This is a genomic window from Zymomonas mobilis (assembly GCF_006715975.1).
Classification (GTDB): domain Bacteria; phylum Pseudomonadota; class Alphaproteobacteria; order Sphingomonadales; family Sphingomonadaceae; genus Zymomonas; species Zymomonas mobilis_B.
On the sequence record NZ_VFOF01000001.1, the window covers coordinates 804831 to 817091 of the forward strand.

The window sequence follows — 12261 nt, forward strand, 5'->3', positions numbered from 1 at the left end:
ATTACCCTTTCTTATGAAAAACGCGGTTATCTTTAATAGTCAGGCGATCTGCGGCCAGATCTTCCAAGGCTTCCGCGTAGATACGGTGTTCTTCTTTCAAAACGCGTTTTGACAAGCTGTCTTCTGTATCATCTTCAAAAACCGGCACGGCAGCTTGTGTGATGATGGGGCCAGCATCTAGTTCTGAAGTCACGAAATGCACCGTACAGCCATGCCACCGAACACCAGCATCCAAGGCACGTTGATGCGTATCAAGGCCGGTAAAGCTGGGTAAAAGAGCAGGGTGGATATTCAACATCCGACCTTCCCATGCCGAAACGAATTCCGGCGTGACAATCCGCATATAGCCCGCGAGAACGACAATATCGAGTTCTGCTTCTTGGAGGATCGCCAGCACTTTTTTATCATAAGCGGCGCGCCCGCCATGACCTCGATGATCGAGAAAAGCAGTTTTAATGCCTGCTTTTTCGGCCGTTTTGAGGCCAAGGGCGTCTTCGATATTCGAGAAGACCAATGAGATCTGATAAGGGCAATCCGGTCGATGGGAAGCCTTGATCAAGGCTTCCATATTCGATCCACGTCCAGAAATCAGTATCCCGACCTTCTTTTTACCTTTTACATCAGGCATTATGGGTTACTTTCCAGTCTGAAGTGCTATTCCAGCTTCCAGCTTTACCCGAAACGGTGCAGCCTTTCTGTCCCTTTTCGATCACCCCGATTGAATAGACCGTTTCACCTGCTTCATGCAGTTCGGCTTTGACCTTTTCTGCATCTTCTGGACGGACGATAACAGCCATACCAATACCACAGTTAAAGGTTCTGGCCATTTCGGCTTGATCAAGGCTACCTTCGTCTTGCAAGAAATGCATCAAATCGGGCTGTTCCCAGCTATTAGCATCGACGACAGCATGACAGTTGTCGGGCAAAATGCGCGGGATATTTTCAAGCAAACCACCACCCGTGATATGTGCCAAGGCTGCAATAACATTTTGACGGATAAGCGGTAACAAAGAACGCACATAAATGCGGGTCGGCGTCATCAGAACATCAATAAGCAGGCTGTCTTTTTTGAAAGGCGCTGGCGCTTTCATATCCCATTTTTGACCCTCTGCCAGTTTGCGAACCAGCGAGAAACCATTGGAATGGACACCGGAAGATGCCAGACCCAAAATAATATCACCGGCGCGAACGCGACCTGCTTCTAATACCTGTGAGCGTTCGACGGCACCGACTGAGAAACCAGCAAGGTCATAATCACCATCTGCATAAAGGCCGGGCATCTCAGCAGTTTCGCCACCAATCAGGGCGCATCCAGCGATTTTGCAGCCTTCAGCGATACCGGCAATGACGCGTTTAGCCAATTCGGGATCAAGATGACCCGAAGCAAAATAGTCTAAAAAGAATAAAGGTTCGGCACCTTGGACAATCAGGTCATTGACACACATCGCCACAAGGTCAATGCCTACATGATCGTGACGATTGCCGGTAATAGCGAGTTTGACCTTGGTTCCGACACCGTCATTGGCCGCGACCAGTAACGGATCATTGAAGCCGGCAGCTTTTAGATCGAAAAAGCCGCCGAAGCCTCCCAGATCGGCATTGGCTCCGGCTCTCGCCGTCGCACGGGCAAGGGGTGCAATGGCTTTGACCAGCGCATTACCTGTTGCGATAGAAACACCGGCATCGGCATAACTGTATTTTTGCGTGCTGTTATTAGTCATAAAAAAAGCCCTACACCATCAGACTTGGATTTCTAAGCTGAACTGTTCAAAAGGTTGCATGTGAAGCGGAGATTAGCATTTTTTGACGGAGTTTCCCGTTTTTTGTTCGGGTTGTTACCGGTCATAACGACCGGTTACGCTTTGTGTCCGACCATTGCCTATGCCCAGCTTGAACCGGGAGATAGAGGTATTCCGCCAGTAGAAACAACCGAAAATTTACTGGTTACCGGTATTCGTGTCGATGTCAGTGCTTCATCAGGAGAAAATGCACGACTGATTGGCTGGCGTTTGGCGGAAAGAAAGGCTTGGCAATTGTTATGGGACAAGCGGAATGATTTTGATCGTGATGACAATCTAAAAGATCCAACCACGCCTTTTTCTGACAAGAAACTTGATTCAATTGTGTCTTCTGTCGTGGTCGAAAAGGAAGAGATTGGTCCGAATCGCTATATTGCTACTTTGGGGGTTGAATTTGATCGGGCGCGGGGTGGTTCGTTATTGGGGCTGCGTAAAAATTATAGGCATTCACCGCCCATGTTGTTGGTGCCGTTAACTTGGACAGCGGGGGCGCCCGTCAGCTTTGAATGGCGGAATGCATGGCAGAAAGCTTGGGCTGAATTTAAAACCAGCCATAGTCATATCGCCTATGTTCGGCCAACAGGTGACAATCTTGATCCGGTTTTATTGAATGCCACACAACTTGGCAGTCAGAACCAGATACAATGGCAGAATATTCTGGAACAATATGGTGCCAGTGGTCTTTTGACGCCTGAAATACGAATACATTATAGTTGGCCAGGAGGTCCTGTTTCAGTTTCTTTTTTGGCGAAATACGGTATCGATCAAAAGATATTGGGTCATTTTACTTTAAAAGCTGCTTCTATCGACAATTTACCTGTCTTATTAAAACAAGGTGTTGAGCATATAGATGCTATCTATATGATGGCTTTGTTTGGCGGCAATCTTGGCAATGACCGAACCTTTATTGCGATTGAAGCTCCGGCGTCCGAGGTTGCGACTTTCACACAAAGATCCGTACCCGCACCGGCGTATCCTCGTGATGAGAATATGGCTTTAAAGAATAACAATAGCGGCGGCCTATCCAGCCCCGAAAAAAGAAAGGAGGCGCCCTTGGCGCCCACGCCCTGACCGATGACCTCTTCTCCTCCTGTCACACAGATGGCTTTGCCTCTGATCTGGCCCGAGCCGGAAAATGATGGAGATTTTATTGTCAGCGACGCCAATAATATCGCCGTTGAGCAGTTGCGCTTATGGCAAAAATGGCCTGTAAAATCGGCACTTTTAACAGGTATGCGTAAATCTGGTCGCAGCCTTTTAGGGCGGCTGTTTGTCGCCCGTACGGGTGGCGAATTGATTGATAATGCGGAAAGACGATCAGAAGAATTTATCTTTCACGCATGGAATAGGGCGGAGCGGTTAAAGCGTCCTTTGCTGGTGATTGCTGACCAGCCGCCACCACTTTGGAAAATCAAGCTTCCTGATTTGCGTTCCCGAATGATCGCTAGCCCTCATTTGGCCATCAAAGCGCCTGATACACCGTTGATTGCAGCCTTAATTGAACGGCGGCTCGGACGGCGAGGATTGCCGGTTTCAACCGAAATATTGGAATGGGTTACGCCGCGTATTGAGCATAACTATATTGCTGTTTTGGACTGGATTGATAAGCTGGATCAGGCAGCCTTGAAAAGGCGAGGGCCTCTTACCTTGAATATGGTGCGGGCAATTATGGCCGGAGAAGAAATTCCAGAAGAAGACAAAAGAGGCCGAAAAAATATATTTTGAGATAGAATTTTTTGCCAGCAGGAAGCAAGCTGAAGAGAAAAAATCGATTTTATAAAAGTATCATATATTTTTGGTAGAGTTGATTCGAGAATCAGATTTGTCACTATAGAATCAGAAAAAAGCGCTTAGTAATCTTTGTCGATATTACCAGTCAGGTTTATTTTTCGCTTAATGGATGAAAGAAAATAATATGTCCCTTATCGCTGAGCTGCCTTTAAGTGAGCGTTTTTTTAACCGAGAATTGTCCTGGTTGTCCTTTAACCATCGTGTCCTTGAAGAAGCAGGTAATAAGGTTCATCCGCTATTGGAGCGATTACGCTTTCTTTCTATATCCGGTAATAATCTTGACGAATTTTTTATGGTGCGTGTTGCAGGGTTAAAAGGCCAGCAACTGCAAAGCCTGAATGCCTATTCCAATGACGGCATGAGCATTGGCCAGCAATTAGCAGCCTTGACAGAAAGCACCCGCGAATTGATGGCCAACCAGCAGGAATGTTGGCATATCTTGCGCGAAGAAATGAAAACGGTTGGTATTCAAGTTTTGAATATTGACGAAATTAACGGCGAAGATGCTGAACTGCTGGAAAATCATTTTCGGGAGCAAGTTTTTCCCGTTTTGACGCCACAGGCGCTTGATCCGGCACATCCTTTCCCCTTTATTCCGAATAAAGGCTTTAGTCTCGTTTTCGATCTGGTTCGTCAGGCTGATAAAATTCCGGTACGCGAATTGTTGATGATTCCATCGACCTTACCGCGTTTTATTCGTTTACCATCAGGTCATAGCTCAGCAAAAAATCCGGCGCGTTATGTGGCGATTGAAACCCTGATTAGACGTTTTGTCTCTATTCTGTTTCCGGGCTTTGATGTCATCAGTCACGGCGCTTTCCGGCTTATTCGCGATAGTGATATCGAATTTCAGGAAGAAGCCGAAGACCTTGTCTTGTCTTTCCATTCTGCATTGAAAATGCGGCGTAAAGGCCGTGTTATCCAGCTGGAAATGGAAAAGGATATGCCGCCTGCTTTGGAAAAGCTGGTTTGTGATGAAATCAGTGGTGACGCGATTTTATTCCAGAGCAGCGGTTTCCTCGCTATTTCTGATTTGAGCCGTATGGTGGAGGAAGAACGACCGGATTTAAAATTCGCGCCTTTCACGCCTCGATTTCCTGAACGTATTATGGAATATGGCGGAGACTGTTTCGCGGCCATTCGCGCAAAAGATATCATCGTCCATCACCCGTATGAAACCTTTGACGTCGTTCTGGCCTTTTTACAGCAAGCCGCGGCCGACCCAGACGTCGTCGCGATCAAGCAAACTTTATACCGCGCTGGTAAACAATCAGCCGTCATTCGTTCGTTGGTTGACGCGGCTGATGCGGGAAAATCGGTAACCGCTTTGGTCGAGTTAAAAGCGCGTTTTGACGAAGAACAGAATTTAAAATGGGCAACCCAGTTAGAGCGAGCCGGGGTTCAGGTGGTCTATGGCTTTATTGACTGGAAAACCCACGCCAAAGTTTCAATGGTTGTCCGCCGCGAAGGCAATAGTTATCGAACTTACTGCCATTTCGGTACCGGTAATTACCATCCAGTTACAGCGCGTATTTATACCGATTTAAGCTTCTTTACGGCTGATCAGCGGGCTGGCCGTGATGCCGCCCAGCTCTTTAACTATGTTACGGGTTATGTTGAACCGCCGCATCTCGAAATGTTGTCCCTATCTCCGCATGGCTTACGGGATAAATTACAAAAGCTGATTGAAGCTGAAATTGAGCATGTCAAAGCGGGACGCCCCGGAGTTATCTGGGCAAAGTTAAATTCTTTGGTCGATCCGTCCATTATCGAAAGTCTTTATCGGGCATCGCAGGCCGGTGTCCATATTGATCTGATTATCCGTGGTATCTGTTGCTTGCGGCCACAAGTACCCGGTCTTTCCGATAATATTCGCGTTAAGTCCATTGTTGGTCGCTTCTTGGAACATAGTCGGATTGTCTGCTTTGGAAATGGTAAGGGCTTGCCCAATAAAGATGCTTTGGTCTTTATTTCTTCGGCTGACTGGATGCAGCGCAATTTTGACCGCCGCGTTGAAACTTTGGTTCCGATCGAAAATCCGACTGTCCATGCGCAGGTGCTAGATCAGATTATGGTCGCTAATTTATTGGATAGCGAACAAAGTTGGCGTCTATTGCCGGATGGTCGTTATGAGCGGATTAAAGACCCCGAGCATTTATTCAATCTGCATCATTACTTTATGACAAATCCTTCTTTGTCTGGCCGAGGAACTGCATTGGTCGACGGCAAAATTCCTAAATTACAGTTACGCGAAGAAATATAACGAGATATGTCAGCCGCTATATTGTTTTATAATAATATAGCGGTGGCATTTTTCATAAAAAGCAATGATTTTTTCCTATTATAGGATAAGAACATCGCGAAATAGGGGCAAAATCCCCCTGCTTCGTTGTCAATTTTACTCCCTAGTGACCAGTTGAGACGGATTTTTCATGATGCTGAATAAGAGGCAGGGCGGCAAGGATGTGGATACCAAGTATCCGGTGCCCCAACAGAAAAAATGGGACAAGGAAGGCCCTATTGGCATCATTGATATCGGTTCGAATTCGATTCGTCTGGTTATCTATGATCAACTGACCCGCGCCCCTAGAATTCTATTTAATGAAAAAATTTCAGCCCAATTAGGGCGAAATATTCCTGTTGATGGTCGCATTGATGAAAAAGCAATCGAGCTGGCGATATCTGAATTAACGCGTTTTTGGGAATTAGCGCGGATCATGAAGTTGAGCTCCTTGAGAACGGTAGCAACCGCTGCCGTTAGGGATGCTAAAAATGGGGCTTTCCTACTCGGGGAAATTGCTAAAATCGGCCTTGATGTCGAAGTTTTATCAGGGGAAGAAGAAGGCTACGGTTCTGGTTATGGCGTTTTGTCCGCCATTCCGGACGCCAATGGTATTGTCGGTGACCTCGGTGGGGGTAGCCTTGAACTTATCCGTGTTTGTAACGGGCAGGTTGAAGATAGAGTATCTTTGCCGTTAGGTGTTCTTAGAATAGCGGATATTCGTAAGAAAAGTCGGAATGCTTTGGATAATTTCATATCCGAAGCATTTAAAAAAATTGATTGGTTAGCCAATGCCCGAGACCTGCCTTTCTATATGGTGGGAGGCGCTTGGCGGTCATTGGCAAAGCTGGATATCCATGTAAGGCATTATCCTGTGCCGGTATTGCATAACTATATTATGCCGCCGGATCGGCCTTCAAAATTAATCCGCGTCATTCAGCGCCATAGTTTAAAAAAGCTAAAAAATAAGGCCAATATCTCTATCTCGCGCGTAGAGCAGCTTTCAGATGCGGCCGCATTACTGGCTGTCGTCAGTCGCCGTCTTGGAAGCCAGTGTCTGGTTACGTCAGCCTATGGATTGAGAGAAGGGCTGTTATATCTGAGCCTTGACAAGGCGACTCGTAAGCTTGATCCGCTTCTTTGGAGTGCCAATCAACGTGGTGAAATTGCGGGGCGTTTTTACCAGCAAGGAGAGGCTCTCTATGATTGGATGACGCCTCTTTTCGAGAGTGATCCGCTGCCTTATCGTCGACTGCGGCATGCGGCTTGTTTGTTGGCGGATAGCGCATGGCAGACCAATCCTGATTTCCGCGCAGATCAAATCCTTAGTATTATTCTTCATGGTCGTTGGGTCGGATTGGATGCGCATGGGCGCGCCTTGATCGGACAGGCTTTGGCTGTCAGCTATGATGGCGTGATGGATAAAAAAATTACCAATAATTTGCTTAGTGAGGCTGATAATCTTTGTGCTGTCCGCTGGGGTAAAGCAATTAGATTGGGGATGCGGTTGTCGGGAGGGGTGACCACAACTTTGAAAAAGAGCGCTATTCTTTACCAGAATAACAAAATTATTCTGCAATTTTTGGGTAATTATAAGTTGAAAGGCGAAACTGTTCTGCGCCGTTTAAAAGCCTTGGCAAATAGCTTTGATGCCAGTGAAGTTGTCGAATTTCTTTGAAATCACCAAAATTAGGCATTCAGTTTTTTAAGATATAAAAACTTCAAAAAGAAGACCTTCGCTTTGGCGATACAAAATCGGAAAGCGAAGGTCGGGGCATTTTGTCATTCCTGTTGAAGCACGGTCATTGCGATTTTGCCTTTTTGGACACTGAAAGCCATCTTACCTTCAATTAAAGCTAAGGCTTCTTTCCCAAAAACTTCGTAGCGCCAACCGGTTAAAACTGGATTATTTTCAACTTCACCTGAAATAATAGCTTCAATATCGTCACTTTTGGCGATGAGACGAGCGGCGACCTCGGCATCACGGGCGCGTATTTTCAACAACAATTTAAGTAAATCAGCAATCATTGCACCGTCTTTGCCGATGCATAATTTTCGGTCGCTACGTTGCGGAATTTCTTCTGCTTTTAAGGGCTGGGCGCTCTCGATTGTGCTCATCAGCCTTTGGCCGATATCATTGCTGCCCCAGCTTCCCGAGAGACCGCGCACTTTTACAAGGTCAGATTGACGGCGAGGGGGGTGAATCGCAAGATCTGCCAAAGTTTCGTCTTTGGCGACCCGTCCGCGTGGAATGTTCCGGTTTTGAGCTTCGTTTTCACGCCATGCGGCCAAGGCTTTTAATCGTCCTAGAACATCGGCTTTCCGGTTAGGCATACGGATACGCAACCACGATTTTTCGGGATCATTGATATATTGAGAGGGATCGGCGAGCCGCTCCATTTCTTGATTAAGCCATGCCCCACGGCCTTTTTCCCTTAATTCTTTCAATAACATCGGGAATAGGGTGGCTAGATGGGTGACATCGGCAATGGCATAATCCAATTGCCGCCGGTCTAAGGGACGATGTGACCAATCTGTAAATCTTGCGCCTTTATCCAATTTGATCGAAAGATATCTTTCTACCAGATTAGAATAGCCGACCTGTTCTCCAACTCCCAAGGCCATGGCTGCGATTTGTGTATCAAAAAGAGGAAAGGGCATTTTGCCGGTATGATGAAGAATAATCTCGAGATCCTGCCCTCCGGCATGAAAAACCTTAAGAATATCTTCATTATTGACCAACAAATCAGTAAGAGGGGTCATGTCCAGGCTGGGAGCCAGTGGATCAATGGCCGCGGCTTCTTTATCGTCCGCGATCTGAATCAGGCATAACTCCGGCCAATAACTATTTTCCCGAATAAACTCGGTATCTATGGCAATAAAGTCAGCCCGGGATAAGCGGGAACAAAGAGCGGCTAGCGTTGCGCTATCTGTGATAAGAGGATGAATCTGCATTAAGCCTACTATTAACCGGATTGTGTGCCTTGACAAAGACAAGCTGTCCGAGCGAAGCGCAACAGTAAACAAAAATCTCGTGCAATCAGGAAATTTAATACATGCATGCCTATCGCACCCATAATTGTTCTGCCCTTAGACGCGCCGATGTTGGCGCGAAAGTCCGCCTTTCCGGTTGGGTGCATCGCAAACGCGATCACGGCGGATTACTTTTTGTCGATCTTCGTGATCACTATGGTCTGACCCAGATTGTTGCCGATAGTGATTCGGCTGTTTTTGAAAAACTGGATCAACTTCGACTCGAATCGGTTATCACTATCACAGGTGAAGTCGTTGAAAGAGCACCCGAAGTTGTAAATCCGAATCTGGCAACGGGTGAGATCGAAATTCGGGCATCCGATGTCGATGTCCAATCTTTTGCGCAGGAATTGCCTTTGCCGGTTGCAGGCGAAGCCGATTATCCGGAAGATATTCGCCTGCGTTATCGCTATCTGGATTTGCGCCGCGACCGTCTCCATCGCAATATTGTTTTGCGCTCGAATGTGATCGCCAGTTTGCGTCGTCGGATGATCGAGCAGGGCTTTAATGAATATCAGACCCCGATTCTGACGGCTTCGAGCCCAGAAGGCGCACGCGATTATTTGGTGCCAAGCCGTGTTCATCCGGGTAAATTCTATGCGTTGCCGCAGGCTCCTCAGATGTTCAAGCAGCTGATGATGGTGGCAGGCTTCGACCGTTATTTCCAGATTGCACCTTGTTTCCGTGACGAAGATGCCCGTGCAGATCGTTCACCGGGTGAATTCTATCAGCTCGATTTCGAAATGAGCTTTGTTACCCAAGAAGATGTCTTTGCGACGATCGAACCGGTTTTAGCAGGCGTTTTCGAAGAATTCGGCGAAGGCAAAAAAGTTACGCCAGCCCCATTCCCGCGAATCGCTTATCGTGATGCAATGCTGTATTATGGTTCCGATAAACCTGATCTTCGTAACCCGTTGAAAATCAGCGACGTCAGCGAACATTTCCGTGATTCCGGTTTTGGTTTGTTTGCCGGTATGGTTGCCAAGGGTGCCGTTGTTCGCGCTATTCCAGCACCGGAAGCTGGAAAAAACAGCCGTAAATTCTTTGATGATATGAATAACTGGGCACGGGAAGAAGGTTTTGCTGGTCTCGGTTATATTAATATCAAAAATGGCGAAGCTGGTGGCCCGATTGCGCGCAATTTGGGTGAAGAAGCAACCAAAAAGCTGTTGGCTGATCTTGGCCTTGGCGACAATGATGGTGTATTCTTTGCTGCGGGTAAAGAAAGCGAAGCCGCTCGGTTGGCTGGTCTTGCCCGTAACCGCGTCGGTGAATTGCTGGATCTGGTCGAAAAAGACAGCTTCCGTTTCTGCTGGGTCGTCGATTTCCCGATGTTCGAATATGACGAAGATGCCAAGCAGGTTATCTTTAGCCATAACCCGTTTTCGATGCCGCAGGGTGGCATGGAAGCTTTGGAAAACAAAGATCCGCTCGATATTCTGGCTTATCAGTATGATATCGTCTGTAACGGCATCGAATTGTCATCAGGCGCTATCCGGAATCACAGACCGGATATCATGTATAAAGCCTTTGAAACTGCAGGCTATGATCAGGCTATGGTGGATGAAAACTTTGCCGGTATGATTAACGCCTTCAAATATGGCGCTCCGCCGCATGGTGGTGCAGCCCCAGGGGTTGATCGCATGGTTATGCTGTTGGCCGGTGAACCGAATATCCGCGAAGTCGTTGTATTTCCAATGAACCAAAAAGCCGAAGATCTGATGATGGGGGCACCGGCAGTTGTAAGCGAACGGCAGTTAAAGGAATTGTCGTTGCGGATTGCAACCAAGCCTACTCAAAAATCAGGCTCGTAAATTCGGTAACGCCGTAAACAGAGGGGATAATACTGCGATGTCCGTTAATCTTGCCGATTATGAACAAGCTACGCCGTTTAAGGGCGATTACGATAAAACGCTGGCACAGCTTCAAAAGAGGCTCGCCCATATTTTGGTAGCCTATATCGTATATCGTCAGAAGGCGATTATCTTGTTTGAAGGGCAGGATAGTTCCGGAAAAAGCGGTATTATCCAACGGCTGATTTCAGGATGGGATCCACGCCATTTTAGAGTGTGGCCTATCGGCGTTCCGACTGAAGAAGAAAAATCTCGGCATTTCTTGTGGCGCTTCTGGTCGAAAATGCCTGCCAATGGAGAAGTCTCGATTTTTGATCGGAGCTGGTATGGGCGCGTTCTGGTTGAGCGCGTTGATAAATTGGCGACCGACGAAGAATGGCAGCGCAGCTATGACGAGATTAATGAATTTGAGTCACTGCAATGCGAAAATGGCACGAAGATTATTAAAATATTTTGCCATATTACGGCAAAAACGCAGGATGAGCGCTTTAAACGGCGTTTGGATCACCCGTGGAAGCATGTAAAAATCAGTGTCGCTGATTTTCATGCCCGAGATAAACGAGATGAATATAAAAAAGCATTTCTCGATATGTTTGATCAGTGCAGTATGCATTGGGCGCCTTGGCATATCATTGATGCCAATGACAAACCCGCTGCACGAATCCACGCGTTGACTCTGATTGCGGATGAGCTGGAAAAAAATCTGCCGACGGCACCGCCCCCGGTTGATCCTGAAATCATCAAGCTGGCCAAAGAAAAATTTGGCATTGATATTGGGAATTAAAATAAGGTTATGATTGATGTCCTGATATCGGGACATCAAGGTCATATGTGACAAAAGAAATTTTTTATTACCGTTATCCGGCAACAGGGGCAGGATAAGCGATATCGATAACTTCCCATTCCTTTTCACCAGCCGGTAAACGCACTGTCCTGAGGTCGCCTAAAGAAGCCCCCCGTAACGCACGGGCTATCGGTGACTTCCAACTGATGCGACCATTGCTAGCATCGGCTTCATCTTCACCGACTAAAACAACCTTGCGCTGGTTATCTTCCTCATCAGCAATAACAACAGTTGCTCCAAACCAGATTTTTGACCGATCTTCTACAGCTGATGGATCGACAACACGGGCTGCTTTTAAACGGCGAGACAGCCATGACAATTCGCGGTCGATTTCGCGCATTTTTTTCCGGCCATAGATGTAATCTCCATTTTCGGAGCGGTCTCCATTCCCGGCTGCCCAGCTAACAATTTCTACAATCTTCGGACGTTCAACATTCATCAGATGGTGGTAGCGTTCTTTCAGCTTTTGCAAGCCTTCTGGCGTAATATAGTTGGGATTCTTCGTAGTCACTGGACATTCGCCCTGTTTGATTATTTTTGAATTTCGAGAAAATTGTTTTTGAAAAATAAAGCCTGCTACCTAGCGGTAACAGGCTTTTTTCTTTCTATAAAGAACCCATTGCACAAAAGGGCAAAGGCGCCTTGAAAAGGGTTCTTTCC

At 46.9% G+C, this 12261-nt stretch carries 10 protein-coding genes; 6 read left to right on the top strand and 4 right to left on the bottom strand.

All coding sequences use genetic code 11. From position 1 onward, the window contains the following. Window position 1 precedes the first annotated feature (1 nt). Window positions 2-628, bottom strand: a complete 627-nt coding sequence (gene purN, locus FBY58_RS03545; protein ID WP_141919521.1) for a phosphoribosylglycinamide formyltransferase — start codon at window positions 626-628, stop codon at window positions 2-4. Further along, complete coding sequence (gene purM, locus FBY58_RS03550; RefSeq protein ID WP_141919522.1) at window positions 621-1721, bottom strand: phosphoribosylformylglycinamidine cyclo-ligase; 1101 nt, start codon at window positions 1719-1721, stop codon at window positions 621-623. The genes purN and purM overlap by 8 nt, the downstream gene beginning before the upstream one ends. 102 nt (window positions 1722-1823) lie before the next feature. Between purM and FBY58_RS03555 the strand changes: the two genes are divergently transcribed. The 4 genes from FBY58_RS03555 (at window position 1824) to FBY58_RS03570 (ending at window position 7549) form a co-directional block, all read left to right on the top strand. Continuing rightward, window positions 1824-2870 (top strand): hypothetical protein, encoded by a 1047-nt coding sequence (locus FBY58_RS03555; RefSeq protein ID WP_260432080.1) that lies wholly within the window; start codon window positions 1824-1826, stop codon window positions 2868-2870. 3 nt (window positions 2871-2873) lie between these two features. After that, entirely contained in the window at window positions 2874-3524 is a 651-nt protein-coding gene (locus tag FBY58_RS03560; protein WP_141919524.1) for an HdaA/DnaA family protein, read from the top strand. Window positions 3525-3714: 190 nt separating this feature from the next. Continuing rightward, complete coding sequence (locus FBY58_RS03565) at window positions 3715-5853, top strand: RNA degradosome polyphosphate kinase (RefSeq protein WP_141919525.1); 2139 nt, start codon at window positions 3715-3717, stop codon at window positions 5851-5853. A 169-nt stretch (window positions 5854-6022) separates the two neighbouring features. Continuing rightward, the gene (locus tag FBY58_RS03570; RefSeq protein WP_141919526.1) at window positions 6023-7549 is read left to right on the top strand and encodes a Ppx/GppA family phosphatase; all 1527 of its coding nucleotides are present in this window, start codon (window positions 6023-6025) and stop codon (window positions 7547-7549) included. A gap of 104 nt (window positions 7550-7653) precedes the next feature. Here the strand turns inward: FBY58_RS03570 and rnd are convergent, their stop codons facing one another. Then, window positions 7654-8826, bottom strand: a complete 1173-nt coding sequence (gene rnd / locus FBY58_RS03575) for a ribonuclease D (protein ID WP_141919527.1) — start codon at window positions 8824-8826, stop codon at window positions 7654-7656. A 101-nt stretch (window positions 8827-8927) separates the two neighbouring features. On the opposite strand from rnd, the gene aspS reads away from it, so the two are divergent. Continuing rightward, window positions 8928-10718, top strand: a complete 1791-nt coding sequence (aspS, locus tag FBY58_RS03580; RefSeq protein WP_141919528.1) for an aspartate--tRNA ligase — start codon at window positions 8928-8930, stop codon at window positions 10716-10718. 37 nt (window positions 10719-10755) lie between these two features. Beyond that, window positions 10756-11541, top strand: a complete 786-nt coding sequence (locus tag FBY58_RS03585) for a polyphosphate kinase 2 family protein (protein WP_141919529.1) — start codon at window positions 10756-10758, stop codon at window positions 11539-11541. A 73-nt stretch (window positions 11542-11614) separates the two neighbouring features. On the opposite strand, the gene greB is transcribed toward FBY58_RS03585, so the two are convergent. Further along, complete coding sequence (greB, locus tag FBY58_RS03590) at window positions 11615-12112, bottom strand: transcription elongation factor GreB (protein ID WP_141919530.1); 498 nt, start codon at window positions 12110-12112, stop codon at window positions 11615-11617. Window positions 12113-12261 lie beyond the last annotated feature (149 nt).

Coding starts and splice junctions, on each gene's coding strand:
- purN (WP_141919521.1), bottom strand. CDS start 628: ATGCCTGATGTAAAAGGTAAAAAGAAGGTCGGGATACTGATTTCTGGA.
- purM (WP_141919522.1), bottom strand. CDS start 1,721: ATGACTAATAACAGCACGCAAAAATACAGTTATGCCGATGCCGGTGTT.
- FBY58_RS03560 (WP_141919524.1), top strand. CDS start 2,874: ATGACCTCTTCTCCTCCTGTCACACAGATGGCTTTGCCTCTGATCTGG.
- FBY58_RS03565 (WP_141919525.1), top strand. CDS start 3,715: ATGTCCCTTATCGCTGAGCTGCCTTTAAGTGAGCGTTTTTTTAACCGA.
- FBY58_RS03570 (WP_141919526.1), top strand. CDS start 6,023: ATGATGCTGAATAAGAGGCAGGGCGGCAAGGATGTGGATACCAAGTAT.
- rnd (WP_141919527.1), bottom strand. CDS start 8,826: ATGCAGATTCATCCTCTTATCACAGATAGCGCAACGCTAGCCGCTCTT.
- aspS (WP_141919528.1), top strand. CDS start 8,928: ATGCATGCCTATCGCACCCATAATTGTTCTGCCCTTAGACGCGCCGAT.
- FBY58_RS03585 (WP_141919529.1), top strand. CDS start 10,756: ATGTCCGTTAATCTTGCCGATTATGAACAAGCTACGCCGTTTAAGGGC.